The organism is Janthinobacterium sp. UMAB-56 (assembly GCF_900095265.1).
In the GTDB taxonomy this organism is placed as follows: domain Bacteria; phylum Pseudomonadota; class Gammaproteobacteria; order Burkholderiales; family Burkholderiaceae_D; genus Janthinobacterium.
In genome coordinates this window covers 181,938-197,353 of the sequence record NZ_LT607657.1, presented here as the reverse complement: position 1 = coordinate 197,353, position 15,416 = coordinate 181,938, and the positions used below count along the sequence as shown (strand labels likewise).

The 15,416-nt window shown below is 61.7% G+C and carries 15 protein-coding genes and 2 tRNA genes; 4 read left to right on the top strand and 13 right to left on the bottom strand.

Going from position 1 to position 15,416, the window contains the following annotated elements:
* From cydX to cydD, 5 genes are all read right to left on the bottom strand, one after another.
* Positions 1 to 96: cytochrome bd-I oxidase subunit CydX (cydX, locus tag K0F85_RS15030; protein WP_219116857.1), on the bottom strand; the 96-nt coding region annotated here is incomplete at its 3' end.
* Positions 97 to 116: 20 nt separating this feature from the next.
* The gene (cydB, locus tag K0F85_RS15025; protein ID WP_219116784.1) at positions 117 to 1,271 is read right to left on the bottom strand and encodes a cytochrome d ubiquinol oxidase subunit II; all 1,155 of its coding nucleotides are present in this window, start codon (positions 1,269 to 1,271) and stop codon (positions 117 to 119) included.
* Positions 1,272 to 1,284: 13 nt separating this feature from the next.
* Positions 1,285 to 2,862 carry a cytochrome ubiquinol oxidase subunit I gene (locus tag K0F85_RS15020; RefSeq protein WP_219116783.1) on the bottom strand — a complete coding sequence of 526 codons (1,578 nt, stop codon included), beginning with the start codon at positions 2,860 to 2,862 and terminating at the stop codon, positions 1,285 to 1,287.
* A 120-nt stretch (positions 2,863 to 2,982) separates the two neighbouring features.
* A complete protein-coding gene (locus K0F85_RS15015; protein ID WP_219116782.1) occupies positions 2,983 to 4,665 on the bottom strand; it encodes an amino acid ABC transporter ATP-binding/permease protein in 1,683 nt (560 codons plus the stop codon).
* Positions 4,662 to 6,344 carry a thiol reductant ABC exporter subunit CydD gene (gene cydD / locus K0F85_RS15010; protein ID WP_219116781.1) on the bottom strand — a complete coding sequence of 561 codons (1,683 nt, stop codon included), beginning with the start codon at positions 6,342 to 6,344 and terminating at the stop codon, positions 4,662 to 4,664. The genes K0F85_RS15015 and cydD overlap by 4 nt, the downstream gene beginning before the upstream one ends.
* Positions 6,345 to 6,462: 118 nt before the next feature.
* On the opposite strand from cydD, the gene K0F85_RS15005 reads away from it, so the two are divergent.
* The 3 genes from K0F85_RS15005 (at position 6,463) to K0F85_RS14995 (ending at position 8,243) form a co-directional block, all read left to right on the top strand.
* The gene (locus K0F85_RS15005) at positions 6,463 to 7,035 is read left to right on the top strand and encodes a GbsR/MarR family transcriptional regulator (protein ID WP_257572797.1); all 573 of its coding nucleotides are present in this window, start codon (positions 6,463 to 6,465) and stop codon (positions 7,033 to 7,035) included.
* Between the two features lie 299 nt (positions 7,036 to 7,334).
* Positions 7,335 to 7,901 (top strand): PEP-CTERM sorting domain-containing protein, encoded by a 567-nt coding sequence (locus K0F85_RS28800; protein WP_257572796.1) that lies wholly within the window; start codon positions 7,335 to 7,337, stop codon positions 7,899 to 7,901.
* Between the two features lie 162 nt (positions 7,902 to 8,063).
* Entirely contained in the window at positions 8,064 to 8,243 is a 180-nt protein-coding gene (locus K0F85_RS14995) for a hypothetical protein (RefSeq protein WP_219116780.1), read from the top strand.
* Between the two features lie 70 nt (positions 8,244 to 8,313).
* On the opposite strand, the gene K0F85_RS14990 is transcribed toward K0F85_RS14995, so the two are convergent.
* From K0F85_RS14990 to K0F85_RS14965, 6 genes are all read right to left on the bottom strand, one after another.
* A tRNA-Arg gene (locus tag K0F85_RS14990) sits at positions 8,314 to 8,388 on the bottom strand.
* Between the two features lie 94 nt (positions 8,389 to 8,482).
* A tRNA-Pro gene (locus K0F85_RS14985) sits at positions 8,483 to 8,559 on the bottom strand.
* 79 nt (positions 8,560 to 8,638) lie between these two features.
* A complete protein-coding gene (glmM, locus tag K0F85_RS14980; RefSeq protein WP_219116779.1) occupies positions 8,639 to 9,979 on the bottom strand; it encodes a phosphoglucosamine mutase in 1,341 nt (446 codons plus the stop codon).
* Positions 9,980 to 10,019: 40 nt separating this feature from the next.
* Positions 10,020 to 10,853 carry a dihydropteroate synthase gene (gene folP, locus K0F85_RS14975; protein ID WP_219116778.1) on the bottom strand — a complete coding sequence of 278 codons (834 nt, stop codon included), beginning with the start codon at positions 10,851 to 10,853 and terminating at the stop codon, positions 10,020 to 10,022.
* A gap of 117 nt (positions 10,854 to 10,970) precedes the next feature.
* Positions 10,971 to 12,851 carry an ATP-dependent zinc metalloprotease FtsH gene (gene ftsH / locus K0F85_RS14970; protein ID WP_035817778.1) on the bottom strand — a complete coding sequence of 627 codons (1,881 nt, stop codon included), beginning with the start codon at positions 12,849 to 12,851 and terminating at the stop codon, positions 10,971 to 10,973.
* Between the two features lie 201 nt (positions 12,852 to 13,052).
* A complete protein-coding gene (locus K0F85_RS14965) occupies positions 13,053 to 13,736 on the bottom strand; it encodes an RlmE family RNA methyltransferase (RefSeq protein WP_219116777.1) in 684 nt (227 codons plus the stop codon).
* 42 nt (positions 13,737 to 13,778) lie between these two features.
* On the opposite strand from K0F85_RS14965, the gene K0F85_RS14960 reads away from it, so the two are divergent.
* Positions 13,779 to 14,249, top strand: coding sequence for a YhbY family RNA-binding protein (locus K0F85_RS14960; RefSeq protein ID WP_010397237.1), 471 nt, complete (start codon positions 13,779 to 13,781; stop codon positions 14,247 to 14,249).
* Between the two features lie 98 nt (positions 14,250 to 14,347).
* On the opposite strand, the gene K0F85_RS14955 is transcribed toward K0F85_RS14960, so the two are convergent.
* Together K0F85_RS14955 and greA are read right to left on the bottom strand one after the other, a co-directional pair.
* The gene (locus K0F85_RS14955) at positions 14,348 to 14,791 is read right to left on the bottom strand and encodes a DUF4149 domain-containing protein (protein WP_219116776.1); all 444 of its coding nucleotides are present in this window, start codon (positions 14,789 to 14,791) and stop codon (positions 14,348 to 14,350) included.
* Complete coding sequence (gene greA, locus K0F85_RS14950) at positions 14,791 to 15,267, bottom strand: transcription elongation factor GreA (protein ID WP_034757428.1); 477 nt, start codon at positions 15,265 to 15,267, stop codon at positions 14,791 to 14,793. The genes K0F85_RS14955 and greA overlap by 1 nt, the downstream gene beginning before the upstream one ends.
* Positions 15,268 to 15,416: the final 149 nt, after the last annotated feature.

Genomic DNA, 15,416 nt, shown 5'->3' with positions numbered 1-15,416 from the left:
CGTCGTGTCGCCATCGGCGACTTCATACCACATTGCATTGAGCACGGCGAAGGTCGCCGCCAGCGGAAGACCCAGTATCCAGGCGAAATACCACATGATTATTTCCTTTCGTAAACTTAGTAAGCGTGACCGCTATCGTCTGCAATGGCCTTGCCGTCAACCTTGCCCCACAGCACTTTATAGACCCACGTCGTGTAGGCCACGATGAGGGGAATGAAGACGGCCGTGACGACCAGCATGATGAACAGGGTCATGTGGCTGGACGAGGAATCCCACACCGTCAGGCTGGCGCGCGGATCGATCGACGAAGGCAGGATGAACGGGAACATGGCTGCACCCACGCTGAGGATGATGCCGGCGATGCTGGCCGCGCTGGCCAGCAAGGCAGGCACTTCACGGCGCGCGCGCAGCAAGGCGAAGGCCAGCAAGGGGCCCAGCAAGCCGACCGCAGGGGCGATCCACGTCCACGGATGGGCGGAAAAATTAAGGAACCAGGCGCCCACATGCACTTCTGCCGTTTTCAGCATGGGGTTCGATGGCCCATCGATGACGAGGGCGCTGGTAACGCGGTAGCCATCGATCCACAGCCACAGTGCCACGCCGGCCAGCGCATACAGCACGACTGTCGCAATCGCCGCCATGCTGCCGTAGCGGCGCGAACGTTCTGCCACGGCGCCGTCCGTCTTCACTTGCAGCCAGGTGGCGCCGTGCATCACCAGCATGGCGACCGAGACGAGGCCGCACAGCAGCGCGAACGGGTTGAGCAGCGCGAAGAAGCTGCCGTCATAGAAGATGTGCATGTCCGACGAGAAACGGAACGGCACGCCTTGCAGCACGTTGCCAATCGCCACGCCGCAGATCAGGGCCGGCACGAAGCCGCCCACGAACAGGGCCGCGTCCCAGCGGGCGCGCCAGCGCGGGTCTTCGCGCTTGCTGCGGAACTTGAATGCCACGGGACGCACGATCAGCGCCACCAGGATGACGAACATGGCCAGGTAAAAGCCCGAGAACGAGACGGCATACAGTTGCGGCCAGGCGGCAAAGATGGCGCCGCCGCCAAGGATCAGCCATACCTGGTTGCCTTCCCACACGGGACCGATACTGTTGATGATGACCCTGCGTTCCAGGTCCGTCTTGCCGGCGAACGGCAGCAAGATGCCCGTGCCCAGGTCGAAGCCGTCCGTGATGGCAAAGCCCACCAGCAAGATGCCGATCAGCAGCCACCAGATCAGGCGCAGTGTTTCGTAAGAAATCATTTCATGCAAAATCATGGTCTGGCCCTCCTTAGGCGCGTTGAGTATGAATGGCTGCGGCCGCCGGCACGGGGGCCGGCGCCGTCTCTTCCGGCCCCTTGCGGATGGTCTTGAGCATGAGCTTCATTTCGATGATCAACAGCACGGTGTAAATGGCGGCAAAGCCGGCAATCGTGATGAGCAAGGTCGTCGCACCCAGGTTAGAGACAGCCACGGCCGTTGGCAGCACGCCTTCGATCACCCACGGCTGGCGGCCCACTTCGGCCACGATCCAGCCCGCCTCAATAGCCACCCATGGCAGCGGAATGGCGAACACGGCCAGCTTCAGCAGCCAGCGGCGCTTGTCGAGCGTGCGGCGCGTCGACAGGATGAAGAACGTGCCGGTGAGCAAGATAAAGAACATGCCCAGGCCCACCATCACGCGGAAGGACCAGAACAATGGCGCCACGGGCGGCACGGTGTCAAGCGCCGCCTTGCGGATCTGCTCGGGCGTGGCCTGGCGCGGATCGTCCACATAGCGTTTCAGCAGCAAGGCATAGCCCATGGACTGGCCTTTCGACTCGAAGATGTCCTTCGCCTCTTGCGGTACGGGGCTGCCCGGCGCCACGCTGCGGATGGTCTGCAGTGCGTCATAGGCCTTGATGCCATCCTTGATCAGCAGCTCGCCACGGTCGACCAGTTGCTCGATGCCGGGAATTTCCGTCGACAGCGAACGCGTGCCGATCAAGCCCATCACCATCGGGATGTGCACGGCGTAATGCGTCTCGCGCGCTTTCGCGTCAGGAAAGCCGATGGCCGTGAAGGCGGCGGGCGCCGGCTCCGTGGTCCACATGGCCTCGATGGCGGCCAGCTTCATCTTCTGGTGTTCGGACGACAGGTAGCCGCTTTCGTCACCGAGCACCACCACCGACAGCGCAGCGGCCAGGCCGAACGAGGCGGCCACCGTCATCGAGCGCTTGGCCAGCTGCACGTGGCGGCCCTTCAGCAGATACCAGGCGGAAATACCCAGCACGAAAATGGCCGCGGCCGTATAACCGGCCGACACCGTGTGCACGAATTTTGCCTGCGCCACGGGATTCGTCAGCACGGCGCCGAAGTCCGTCACTTCCATGCGCATGGTCTGCGGATTAAAGGCCGCGCCGACGGGATTTTGCATCCAGCCGTTGGCGATCAGTATCCACAGGGCCGAGAAGTTCGAGCCGATGGCCACCAGCCAGGTCGTGACCAGGTGGCCCCGCTTCGACAGCTTGTCCCAGCCGAAGAAGAACAGGCCGACGAAGGTCGCTTCCAGGAAGAAGGCCATCAAGCCCTCGATGGCCAGCGGCGCGCCGAAAATGTCGCCCACGTAATGGCTGTAATAGCTCCAGTTCATGCCGAACTGGAATTCCATGACGATGCCCGTCGCCACGCCCATGGCGAAGTTGATGCCGAACAAGACACCCCAGAACTTGGTCATGTCACGCCAGATGGGGCGGTTCGTCATCACGTAAACCGTCTCCATGATGGCGAGGATCACTGACAGGCCTATCGTCAGCGGAACGAATATAAAGTGGTACAGAGCTGTCAGCGCGAACTGCAGTCTGGATAAAGCGACAATATCGAAGTCCATATGATTTCCTTGGTGATTCCCTACTGTGATTGCAAACTTGCCATCTACCTGCTGCGCTTTGATTGGCACCGCTGCCATGCTGCTGGCAAGACGGTGCCGCCTGCGTCTCCGTTCTCTTTCTTAATCTCCCCGCAAGCCCGCCAGGGCCGCCTCGAAAGCGGGTGTGCCACGGCGCGCGTCGCCCACAATGCGGCCATCGCGCAGGCTGACCAGCCGGTCTGCCAGCGCCGCTTCGCGCCGCAAATGGGTGGCGATCAGCAAGCTGCGTCCTTCGCTGCGCGCACGCAGGCGCTGCAAGACATCGATTGCCGTCCTGGCATTGAGCGCCTCGGTGGCTTCGTCCAGCAGCCACAAGGTCGATTCGTGCAGGAACAAGCGCGCCAGCGCCAAGCGCCGTGCCTGCCCGCCCGACAAGCCCAGGCCGCCCTCGCCCAGCATGGTGCCCAAGCCGTCCGCGAAGGCACGCACTTCTTCGTCCAGGCCGGCCGATTGCAGCGCCGCCCACAGCTGCGCATCGCTGGCGCACGGGTCGGCCAGGCGCAGGTTGTCGCGCAAGCTGTCCTGGAACAATTCCGTCTTCTGCGTGAACAAACAGGCGCGCGGTGCGCAGACGGCGCCCGACAGCGGCGCCAGCTCGCGCGCGGCAAGGGCCAGCAAGGTGGACTTGCCCGCGCCGCTGGGGCCGATCAAGGCCACCCGTTCGCCGTCAGCGATGTGCAGCGATACGTCATGCAAAATGGCAACATTGCTGCCCGCATGCGCGGCGCTGACGTGTTCCAGGCGCAAGCCGGGTGCAGCGTCGACGGGCGGCGCCACGACGTCCTGTCCATCGAGGCGCGGTGCCAGCCGGCGCATCGCCAGCAGCATGCGGCCCGCTTCCAGCGCGCCACGGCGCAATCCCGCAAACGGCTCCACGGCCGTCAGGGCAATCAGCAAGGCCAGGGCAGCCAGCGGCAGGGTCAGCGCCTGCTGCTGCACCAGCGCGGCCACGGCGAGCAGCACGCCGGAAAGTAGTGCGCTGCCGGCCACCCCATATGCGGCACCGGCCACCGTCTCCAGGCGCTGCAGGGCAAAATCGGCCTGCGCCAGCGAGCGGTCGATCTGTCCCAGCGCCGCGCATTGGGCGTCGATGCGCCCCGCCATCACCAGGTCCGTCTGACCGGCGACCAGGTCGATGGTGCCGGAGCGCAATTTCTCGATGGCGCGCGAGCGCACGATGGCGGGACGGCGGGCGCGGCGCGCCACCGCCCAGCTGATGCCGCCACCGGCGGCCAGCAGCCACGCGGCCAGGCCCAGGCCCAGCTGCCACTGCATCACGCCCAGCGCCACGCCGGCCAGCAAGGCCGCGCACAATGCCGTGAAGGCGGGCACCAGCAGGCGCAAATACAGTGATTCGAGCGCGTCGATATCGGCCGTCAGGCGGAACAACAGCTTGGCGGGCTGGCGCAGCAATCGGCTGGCCGCTTCCGGGCGCGACCATCCGCGAAACAGTTGCACGCGGATGCAGGCCAGCGCGGCGAACGTGGCGTCGTGGGTGACGAGGCGCTCCGCATAGCGCGAACCCGTGCGGCCGATGGCCAGCAGGCGGATGCCGGCCGACGGGCCGAACACGTCGAACAGGATCGCGGTGGAAGCGTGCAGGCCGGCAATCGACGTGGCGGTAATAAACCAGCCGGACAAGCCCAGCAAGGCCATGCCGGCCAGCACCGTCAGGGCCGCCAGCATGGCGCCCCCGATCAGCTTGCCGGGTTGGGCCAGCAGCAATTGCCGCAGCACGGGGTTACGCATCAGTGAATTCTTCATGCGCTCAACTCTTGCGCTTGCGCATCGACATGCACCGTGCGCTGCAACCGGCCGGCCAGCACCGGGTCGTGCGTGGCGACGATCATGGTCTTGCCCTTGGCCAGGGCCAGCAGGGCGTCCGTCACGCGCGTCGCCGTTTCGCTGTCCAGGTGGGCCGTCGGCTCATCGACCAGCAGCAAATCCGCATACGGATGCAGGGCCACGCGGGCCAGCGCCAGGCGCACGGCTTCACCGCCCGACAAGCCCTGCCCGCCATCGCTGAGCATGACGGCCGGCTGTGCCTGGGCCACGGCAGCCAGGTCGGCCAGGTGCAGCGCCTGCGTCACGTGCGCGGCGTTCGCTCCCATGCGGCCCAGCGTCACGTTCTGGCTGACGGAAGCGGCAAACACGTGCGGACGCTGGCCCATCCAGGCCATGCGCTGGCGCAAGGTATTGACCGTACTATCGTTCAGGCGCACGCCGCCGATGCGGATCTCGCCGCCGCTGGCGGGCAGCAAGCCGGCCAGCAAGGACAGCAAGGTAGTCTTGCCGGCGCCGCTGGCACCCAGCAGGGCCACGTGTTCGCCGGCGCGCACGGCCAGGTCGAAGCGCTCGAACACGGGCGCTTCGCCGGGGTGGGCAAAACGCAGTTGATGAATGTCAATGGCGGGCGGCGCCACCACCGCCATGGCGGCGGCGGAGACGGCGGCAACTGCCACACCGGCGCCAGGCAGGGGCACGCCATCGGCAGCCAGGTCGTGCAAGCCGGCCAGGCCCGCTTCGCCGGCCGCCTTGTCGTGCCAGACGGCGGCCAGTTCGCGCAGGGGCTCGAAAAATGCGGGTGCCAGCAGCAGGATGAACAAGCCCTGCCCCAGGCTCAGCTCCCGGCCCCAGGTGCCGAAATTGATGCTGCCCAGCAAAGAGAAACCGATAAACGCGGCCACCATGGCCACGCCCAGCGCGGAAAACAGTTCCAGCACGGCGGACGAGAGGAAGGCGATGCGCAGCACCACCATCGTGCGCCGACGCACGGATTGCGACGAGGCGTCCAGGCGTTCGGCCGTGGCGTCGACGGCGTCGAGCGCGCGCAAGGTGGCCAGGCCGCGCAGGCGGTCCAGCAGAAAGGCGTTCATGCTGCCCATCTCCACCATCTGCGCGCGACTGGCCGCTTGCGCGCCCATGCCCACCAGGGCCATGAAGACGGGAATCAGCGGCGCGGCAATGAGCAGGATCACTGCCGCAATCCACGACAGCGGCGTCACCACCGCCAGGATCACGAGCGGCACGGTGAGCACCTTCCAGCGCGCCGGCTTGTAGCGCACCAGATACGGCACGATGGCTTCGGCCTGCTCGGCGATGACGCTGGCCGCCTGGCCCGACTGCGCGCGCTGGCGGTCCAGCGGCGAACGACGGGCCAGTGCCAGCGCCACTTGTGCGCGCAGGGTAGACAGGTGCTCGCGCGCCGCCGCATACATGCGCCGCGCACCCCACGCTTCGCAGCCGGCGCGCAGCACGCCCAGCAGCAGCACGCCGGCGGCCGGCAGCAGGGCCGAGCGCCACGGTGCAGCCGCTAGCATGGCTTGCACGGCCCAGGCCAGCAAGGCCGCTTGCGGCAGCCACAGCAACGCGGCACCACCCTGCGCAAGGCTGGCGACACGGGGAAGAATAAAACGGGGCAAGGACAGTGGCGGGGTCGGCATCTTCTATACTTCTTGAGTTTTCAGAATTTTCTGTAAATTCGATTTTTTGTATAATACTGCGAAACATGACATATATCAATTGACCCCGCCAGTTTGGCGTGAAAAAATTCAGATAATTATGAAAACTCAATATATCCAAATGACGCCGCTGATCCTGACCTTCGTCAGCCATTTCGGCGAGATGGGCAGCCGCTGGGGCTTTAATCGCACGGTGGGGCAAGTGTACGCCTTGTTGTTCGTCTCTGAGCATCCTTTGCACGCAGACGAAATCGCGGAGCACCTGAGTTTTTCACGCTCGAACGTGAGCATAGGCTTGAAAGAGTTGCAAGGCTGGGGCTTGATCCGCCAATCGCGCATCCCCGGCGACCGGCGCGAGTATTTTTCTTCGCTGGGCGATGTGTGGCAAATCTTCCGCGTGGTGGCCGCCGAGCGCCGCCGTCGCGAAGTGGCGCCCACGCTGACGGTACTGCGCGAATCGCTGCTGGCGCCGGCCACGGAACCCGTGGACCAGTATGCGCAGGAGCGCATGCGCGAAATGTATGAACTGGTCGACCTGGCCAACACCTGGTTCGACGACTTGCAGCGCCTGTCGCCAGAATCCATGGCGCAACTGATGAAAATGGGCGCCAAGGTGCAAAAATTGCTCAATGCTAAGGATCGCCTGTTTGGCGTCAGCAATAGCAGCGACTGAAGCCCCCCCTACTCCCCCCAAGTCCGAGACGCCGCTAGCACAAACTGGCGCGCCTTGTCACGCCCTGCCTGAAGTCAGGTTAAGCATCGCTAGCACAGCCATACATAGCTGCACACGATGTTGTCAACTAAACCAATAGTATTATTTAAATTGTATTAGTTTACATCAAGAGTAAGCTTTCATTTGCGTACTCGCTACGCGCAGGAAATAGTGAAAACGGGCAATGGGATGACCTCCCCGGCATGCAGGGATGCGTCCCAATACGATGAAGCGACTGTCTCAAGCACAAGGGGATTTTCATGAAAAGCATAAAGAGCATTGCCATCAAGGCATCCATGCTGGCCGCAATGACCGTACTGGCAAGTGCGGCGCAAGCAGCCACCTGGATCGATGTAGGGCCAGCCAGCGGTTTCGTCATCGCCGGCAGTACCGTCACCTATACGCCATCGCCGGCACTGCAGGTGAAATATTATGACGATAACCTGGTGCCGCAGAGTCCTGCGGCCATCCAGGGTTATATCAACGGCGTGTTCGGCACCAGCCTGGGCTCGGCAGTATCGTATTGCGACAATGCCACCTCGGGCTGCACTGCCGGCACCACGGCAGGCTTGAGCGGCGGCGTCAATTCCTATACAAGCGCGGCCGCCTATGACTATCTGGCCATCCACTTCGGCCAGGGAGAACTGGTGTTCCACTGGGCCGCTCCCGTGGCTGCCGGCACTACCTTCACGGTGGAAGGCCTGCCCAAGGATCTGAGCAACTACAGGGCCTTCATTTCCGCCGTGCCGGAACCTGAAACTTATGCCATGCTGCTCGCCGGCTTGGGCTTGCTGGGCTTCCTGGCACGCCGCCGCCAGGGAAAGTAAGCCTCATCAGCGGCAGCAGTGCACCAGCACCCGCTGCCGCCTTCAAGGCCTGCCACATCTTTACGCCGCGTTTGCGGCGAGCAAGCCGCTTTTTACACCATCTTTAGACTCCCCTCGTTATGCTCGACGGCATCAACTGCCGATCGACCAGGGGGAACTCTCATGCATGAACAACCGTTACCGCCACGCGCGCGCGGCGTGATCCGCCAGCACCTGCCCGTACGCGAACGGCTGCGCCTGGCCCGGCTGGCCAGCAAGAAAATGCTATCGGTATTAGCTACACTGCTGTGCGCGGCGGCGCTGCTGTATTTGCTCAGCGTGGTGCTGTTTGCGCAGCCGTGACACGGCTAGCAGGTAAAAGAGGAAGAGTGATGGCAGGCGACAGGCTGTCGCGTGCATGACCAGCAAGGACTGGTCCGCCCAGAGGGAATCGAACCCCCATTCACGGTTTAGAAGACCGTTGTCCTATCCGTTGAACGATGGGCGGAGAGGTGCAATATTTTAATCCATGCGCGCCAGCAAGGAAATGCCTGCGCGGAATAGAAAGCGGGCTGTCATTTCTGACAGCCCGCTTATGACTTTGGTCGGAGTACAAGGATTCGAACCTTGGACCCCCTGGTCCCAAACCAGGTGCGCTACCGGGCTGCGCCACACTCCGAAGACAAGATAATAACGCCCCCACCCAATTTCGTCAATTGCCATAGACGAATTAGATGGAAATAACTATCGGCTCCTGCCTATGACGCGGTCACTTTATCGGCGATGCGGCGTGCCATCGACTCGGCCATCTCTTTATCTTTCGCCTCGACCATCACGCGGATCAGCGGTTCGGTGCCCGATGCACGGATCAGCACGCGGCCCGTGTCGCCCAGTTCGGCCTCGACCAGCGCCTTTTCGGCCACCATCGCGGCATTTTTCTGCCAGTCAAAACCGGGCGCCACGCGCAGGTTGATCAGGGTTTGCGGGAACAGCACCAGGTCGGCCAGGCATTGCTGCAGGCTCTGGCCGCTGCGCTTGAGCGCGGACAACACTTGCAGCGCGGAGACGATACCGTCGCCCGTCGTGTGCCTGTCCAGGCACAGCAAATGCCCGGAACCCTCGCCGCCCAGTATCCAGCCCTTTTCCTTCATGACTTCCAGCACGTAGCGGTCGCCCACCTTGGCGCGCGCGAAGCCGATGCCCTGCTGCTTGAACAGCACTTCCAGCGCCATATTGGTCATCAGGGTGCCCACGGCGCCGGCCACGGGGCCCGTCGCCAGGCGGTCCTTGACCATCACGTACAACAGCTCGTCGCCGTTATACAGACGCCCGGTGGCATCGCACATGATCAGGCGGTCGGCATCGCCATCGAGGGCGATGCCCAGGTCGGCGCCATGCTCGACGACGGCTTCGGCCATGGCCTTGGTTGCCGTGGCGCCGAAGCCCGCATTGATGTTGAAGCCATCGGGCTTGTTGCCGATGGCAATGACTTCCGCCCCCAATTCATGGAAGACGTGCGGCGCGATATGGTAAGCGGCGCCGTGCGCGCAATCGACGACGATCTTCAGGCCGCGCAAGTCCAGTTCGGTCGGGAAGGTGCTCTTGCAAAATTCGATGTAGCGGCCCTGGGCATCGTCCAGGCGCTTGGCGCGGCCCAACTTGTCCGACGGCACGCAAGCCATGGGCTCGTCGAGCGCCGCTTCGATTTCCAGCTCCACGCTGTCGGGCAGCTTGGTGCCCTGCGCGGAAAAGAACTTGATGCCGTTGTCATGGTAGGGATTATGCGAGGCGGAAATCACCACGCCCGCCGACAGGCGCAGCGCCCGCGTCAGGTAGGCGATTGCCGGGGTCGGCATGGGGCCGGCCAGCATCACGTCCACGCCGGCGGCCGACAAGCCCGCTTCCAGCGCCGCTTCCAGCATATAGCCGGAAATGCGCGTGTCCTTGCCGATCAGCACCGTCGGGTGTGCCTTGCCGACCTGCGACTTGGCCAGCACCTTGCCGGCTGCATAACCGAGACGCATGACGAAATCGGGGGTGATCGGCGCCGTACCCACCAGACCGCGGATGCCGTCGGTGCCAAAATATTTACGCGTCATAGACTTTCTCTTTTTGTTGTATATATTGAATCTTGCAGGCTCAGTGCGCCATGCGCCAGACCTTCAGTGCATCGACGGTTTCAGCGACATCATGCACACGAATAATTTCCGCACCTTGCGCTACCGCAGCAAGCGCTCCGGCAACGCTGCCGGCCAGGCGCTGCTCGACGGGACGTCCCGTGACGGCGCCTATCATGGACTTGCGCGACAGGCCGGCCAGCACGGGCAGGTCCAGCTCACTGCGCAACTGGCGCGTGGCACGCAGCAAGGCATAGTTCTGTTCCACCGTCTTGCCAAAACCAAAACCGGGATCGACGCACAGGCGTTCGCGGGCGATGCCGGCCGCCGTCATCGTCGCGATGCGTTCGCGCAGGAAGGCAATGACTTCGCGCACCACGTCGTCGTAGCGCGGTTGGTCCTGCATGGTTTGCGGCAGGCTTTGCATGTGCATGATGCACAGCGCGCAATCGCTGTCGCGCACGGCCTCGATGGCGCCTGGCGCGCGGAAACCGTTGATGTCGTTGATCATGTCGGCGCCCGCCAGGATGGCTTCGCGCATCACTTCGGGTTTATAGGTATCGACGGACAGGGGTTTGCCGCAATCGCGCAAGGCGTACAGCACCGGCATGACACGCTGCAACTCGTCCTGCAGCGGCAGCGGCGCGGCGCCAGGGCGGCTCGATTCGCCGCCAATATCGAGGATGTCGACACCGTCAAGTATCATCTGCTCGGCGCGCGAAATGGCAAACTCCAGGTGCTGGTACTGGCCCGCATCGGAAAACGAGTCGGGCGTGATGTTCAGTATACCCATCACCAGCGCCTGCGCTCCCCCCAGGTTGAAGCCGAAACGGCCGAATTGCAAGTAGTGTCGCATGTGAATCTTTTTAGTCGTCAGGAAATAAGTGCTGCGGCAACGAAAAAGGGCAAGGATTGCTCCTTACCCTCGTTCTTGCCATACCCTTGCACGCCACCAATCAAGGGGCTGCCGTTATCAGGCTGGCGCCGTCACGTTAGGCGAGATGCCGCCCGTGCCGCTATCGCCCGCATTACGGCGTGGCGGGATGACTTTCGGTGGACGCGGCTCCAGGCCGGCCATGATGTCATTGATTTGCTCTGCATCAATGGTTTCCCATTCCAGCAACGCTTTCGTCATCATTTCGACCTTGTCGCGATTGCCTTCCAGCAAAGTGCGCGCCAGAGCATATTGCTTGTCGAGAATGTTGCGGATTTCAGCATCGACCTTTTGCTGGGTCGCTTCCGAGATCGTTTTGGTGGCGCCACCGAAGAAACCTTCGTTTTCGCTGTCTTCGTAGACCATCACGCCCATGCTGTCGGACATGCCGAAGCGGGTCACCATGGAACGGGCCAGCTTAGTGGCGCGCGAAAAGTCGTTCGATGCGCCGGTGGACATTTGCCCCACGAAAATCTCTTCAGCGATACGGCCGCCGAACAGGATGGAAATTTCTTCCAGCATCTTGTCCTTGTAGGCGGACAAGTTGTCGTGTTCCGGCAACTGCCACGTCAGGCCCAGGGCCCAGCCGCGCGGCATGATCGTCACTTTATGCACGGGATCGGCTTTCGGCAGCAGCTTGGCAACGACGGCGTGACCGGACTCATGGTAAGCCGTATTGCGACGCTCTTCCTCGCGGATGATCATCGATTTACGCTCAGGACCCATGTAGATCTTGTCTTTCGCATCTTCGAAATCAGCCATTTCCACCAGGCGCTTGCTGCGGCGGGCGGCAAACAGGGCTGCCTCGTTGACCAGGTTGGCCAGATCCGCGCCCGAGAAACCAGGGGTGCCACGGGCCAGGATATCGGCTTTCACATCGGTACCGATAGGCACTTTGCGCATGTGCACGTTCAAGATCTGTTCACGGCCGCGAATATCGGGCAAGCCGACCGAGACTTGACGGTCGAAACGGCCTGGACGCAGCAGAGCTTTGTCGAGCACGTCGGCCCGGTTGGTGGCGGCCACGACGATCACGCCGGAGTTCGCTTCAAAACCGTCCATCTCGACCAGCAACTGGTTCAAGGTCTGTTCGCGCTCGTCATTGCCGCCGCCCATGCCGGCGCCGCGGTGACGGCCCACAGCATCGATCTCATCGATGAAAATGATGCACGGCGAATGCTTTTTCGCGTTTTCAAACATGTCGCGCACGCGGCTGGCACCCACGCCGACGAACATTTCCACAAAGTCGGAACCGGAAATCGAGAAGAACGGCACCTTGGCTTCGCCGGCGATGGCGCGCGCCAGCAGGGTTTTACCCGTGCCCGGAGGACCGACCATCAGCACGCCGCGTGGAATGCGGCCGCCCAGTTTCTGGAATTTGCTCGGGTCCTTGAGGAAGTCGACCACTTCGTTGACTTCTTCTTTCGCTTCGTCGCAACCGGCGACATCGGCGAAGGTAACGGTGTTGCTGGCTTCATCCATCATGCGTGCCTTCGACTTGCCGAACGAGAATGCCCCGCCCTTGCCGCCGCCTTGCATCTGACGCATGAAGAACACCCAGACGCCGATCAACAGCAGCATGGGGAACCAGGAAACAAAAATAGTTTGCAGGAACGACGCTTCCTCGGGCGGACGCACATCGAAATGCACGCCATTGTCGCGCAAGTCGCCGATCAGGCCCTTGTCGAGGCTGGTGGCGGTGGTACGCACCTTGGTATCGTCCATCAGCTTGGCGGTGATCGACGAACCCTCGATCACGACATCCTTGACGCGCTTGGCTTTGACTTCATCCAGCAAATCGGAATAAGCGATGGCCTTGCTGCCGCCTGTGGCGCCATGACTGTCGAATTGCTTGAACAGCATGAACAACAGCAGCAATACGACTACCCAGATGGCAGATTTGGAAAACATGTTATTCACGAAGACTCCTTGGATGCAGTGCGCATCTCTTTACCAATAGCTAGAAACACGATTTTACTCGCAATAAGCGGGCCGTGCCAAAGCCCGCCGATCCGTGCGCGCGAAAAATCGCGGTCACGCAAAAAAGTGCAGTATAAACAATTTAGGCTTTTAAACCATCAGACACTACTGCACTTCTCGTTCCCATGTGCGGATTCCCTCTTAAATATCAAGGGTGGAATCCTCTTCTTCTACGGCATTTTTCAGCGGATTCTTGATTCCACGCCCCATCAGGAAGATTTCCGACGATTTATCGCGGCTGGCCTTGGGCTTTTTCTGCACAACGACCTTGAATTCGGCGCGGAATTTCTCCACGATCTGGCTGAAACCCATGTCTTTAAAGCATTTCACCAGCAACACGCCCGAGGGTTTCAAATGCAATTGCGAAAATTCGATGGCCAGGTCGATCAAATGTTCCATCCGCGCGGCGTCCGCCGTGGCGATGCCAGACAGATTGGGCGCCATGTCCGACAGGACCAGGTCGACCTTGCGTCCCTGCAACACCACTTCCAGCTGGCGCAGCACGCGTGCCTCGCGGAAGTCGCCCTGGATGAAGTGGAAATCGGCGATCGGCTCCATTTCCAGCATATCCAGGCCAATCAGGGTACCATTGACCCCGCCGCCATCCTTGCCGGCCAGCTTGCGCCGCGTGTACTGGGCCCAGCTGCCGGGAGTACAACCAAGGTCGACAATCACCTGGCCAGGTTTGATCAGTTTCTCGTCTTCATCGATTTCTTTGAGCTTGTATGCTGCCCGGGCGCGGTAGCCCTCTTTTTGCGCCAACTTCACATAAGGATCATTTATGTGGTCGTGCAACCAGTTTTTGTTTAATTTCTTCTTTGCCATTCGCGTAGAATACTGCTTTTAAGGGAATTACTAAATATTATTATGCTAAAACTTACACCCGTAGAGCGCAGCGCACTGCGCGCCGAAGCACACGCGCTGAAGCCTATCGTCATCATTGGCGAAGCGGGCTTGACACCTGCTGTCCTCAAAGAGATCGACCTTGGCCTGGATTCGCACGGCCTGATTAAAGTCCGCGTGTTCGGCGACGACCGCGAAGCCCGCGTCGGAATGTACGATACGATTTGCGGCAATCTCGGCGCCGCCCCGGTACAACATATTGGCAAACTGCTGGTAATCTACCGTCCGAAAAAAGAAGTGGTTAAGGAGAAGGTCAGCGCCGGCAAAGGCATGCGCGAAGTGACCATCGTCAAGGCCAGCGCCAGCGGCACCAAGCGCCCGAGCGTGACGAAAGTCATGATCAAGGGCAATGAGCGCGTTACCGAAGGCGGTTCCATCAAGCGTGCCAAGCCACGTCAGAAAAGCGCCAAGAAAAGCGCACTGGGCAGCAAGTAAGCCTGTTCACCCGGTCACCGCAAGGCGGCCGGGCTTGAAACAAGAAGCGGAGCACGGGATCTTCCCTGCTCCGCTTTTTTATTGCTGCCAATTCAAGATTACTGCTGTTTCCAGATCAGCACGCCCGCCAGCAAGCTCTGCACGGCGAAGATCACGGTCGACACGCCATGCAGCATGCCGAAGCGGCTGCGCATGGCTTCGTCCATGATGCCCGACGGCGCTTGCGCCTTGAGCTCGGCCATCAGCGGCGAAATGCCAAAATGACTGAGCAGCGCACACACCAGCATCGATAGCACCAGCGCGGCCAGCAGACGCCGACGTTTCAGTTCCAGCGCGCCCGCCCCCCATTGCAGCAAGGCCAGCAGTATCAAGGCACAGGCGATGGACAGCCACGCCTCGACGCGGAACAGGCTGCCGGCGATATTGCCTGCCAACACGCGGTCGCTCAGGGTGCCGAACAAGGTCGGCGCCACGATGAAACCGATGCTCCACAGGCTGCCGGCCCACAGGGTGGCAACGAGGAGGCGCACGCGGGCGAGCATCAGATGTACAGTACTTCCAGGATTTCGTATTCGCGCGGGCCGGACGGCGCCTGCACTTCCACCACGTCGCCGGCGTACTTGCCGATCAGCGCGCGGGCGATCGGGGACGTCACGGAAACCTTGTTCATTTTCAGGTCGGCTTCATCGAGGCCGACGATCTGGTAGGTGACTTTCTGGCCAGATTCCAGGTCTTCCAGGTTCACCGTCGAGGCAAAGACCACGCGACCTTCCGCGTCGAGCGCGGTCGGGTCGATGATTTGGGCTGCGCCCAGCTTGCCTTCGAGTTCGGCGATGCGGCCTTCAACGAAGGCCTGGCGTTCCTTGGCGGCATCGTACTCGGCGTTTTCCGACAAATCTCCGTGCGAACGCGCTTCGGCGATCGCATCGATGACGATGCGGCGTTCCTTGGTCTTCAAATGATGCAGCTCTTCTTTCAAGAGTTCTGCGCCGTATTTGGTCAATGGGACTGAGGTCATGTTATCTCTACTATCTGCTAGTTATCGGCGCCGTTGCCCGTGTTTTGCCACGGTTAACGGACTTACCAAGTGAAAACCACAGAGGCCGCGCGCTGCTCTGCACGGAACTCTGTGGTTGATAAGCATGCAGTGTACCGCCTAACGGCGGC

What these genes read in the sequence shown, in the direction of transcription:
- cydB (WP_219116784.1), bottom strand. Translation starts at nt 1,271, where the DNA reads ATGATTTTGCATGAAATGATTTCTTACGAAACACTGCGCCTGATCTGG.
- K0F85_RS15020 (WP_219116783.1), bottom strand. Translation starts at nt 2,862, where the DNA reads ATGGACTTCGATATTGTCGCTTTATCCAGACTGCAGTTCGCGCTGACA.
- K0F85_RS15015 (WP_219116782.1), bottom strand. Translation starts at nt 4,665, where the DNA reads ATGAAGAATTCACTGATGCGTAACCCCGTGCTGCGGCAATTGCTGCTG.
- cydD (WP_219116781.1), bottom strand. Translation starts at nt 6,344, where the DNA reads ATGCCGACCCCGCCACTGTCCTTGCCCCGTTTTATTCTTCCCCGTGTC.
- K0F85_RS15005 (WP_257572797.1), top strand. Translation starts at nt 6,463, where the DNA reads ATGAAAACTCAATATATCCAAATGACGCCGCTGATCCTGACCTTCGTC.
- K0F85_RS28800 (WP_257572796.1), top strand. Translation starts at nt 7,335, where the DNA reads ATGAAAAGCATAAAGAGCATTGCCATCAAGGCATCCATGCTGGCCGCA.
- K0F85_RS14995 (WP_219116780.1), top strand. Translation starts at nt 8,064, where the DNA reads ATGCATGAACAACCGTTACCGCCACGCGCGCGCGGCGTGATCCGCCAG.
- glmM (WP_219116779.1), bottom strand. Translation starts at nt 9,979, where the DNA reads ATGACGCGTAAATATTTTGGCACCGACGGCATCCGCGGTCTGGTGGGT.
- folP (WP_219116778.1), bottom strand. Translation starts at nt 10,853, where the DNA reads ATGCGACACTACTTGCAATTCGGCCGTTTCGGCTTCAACCTGGGGGGA.
- K0F85_RS14965 (WP_219116777.1), bottom strand. Translation starts at nt 13,736, where the DNA reads ATGGCAAAGAAGAAATTAAACAAAAACTGGTTGCACGACCACATAAAT.
- K0F85_RS14960 (WP_010397237.1), top strand. Translation starts at nt 13,779, where the DNA reads ATGCTAAAACTTACACCCGTAGAGCGCAGCGCACTGCGCGCCGAAGCA.
- K0F85_RS14955 (WP_219116776.1), bottom strand. Translation starts at nt 14,791, where the DNA reads ATGCTCGCCCGCGTGCGCCTCCTCGTTGCCACCCTGTGGGCCGGCAGC.
- greA (WP_034757428.1), bottom strand. Translation starts at nt 15,267, where the DNA reads ATGACCTCAGTCCCATTGACCAAATACGGCGCAGAACTCTTGAAAGAA.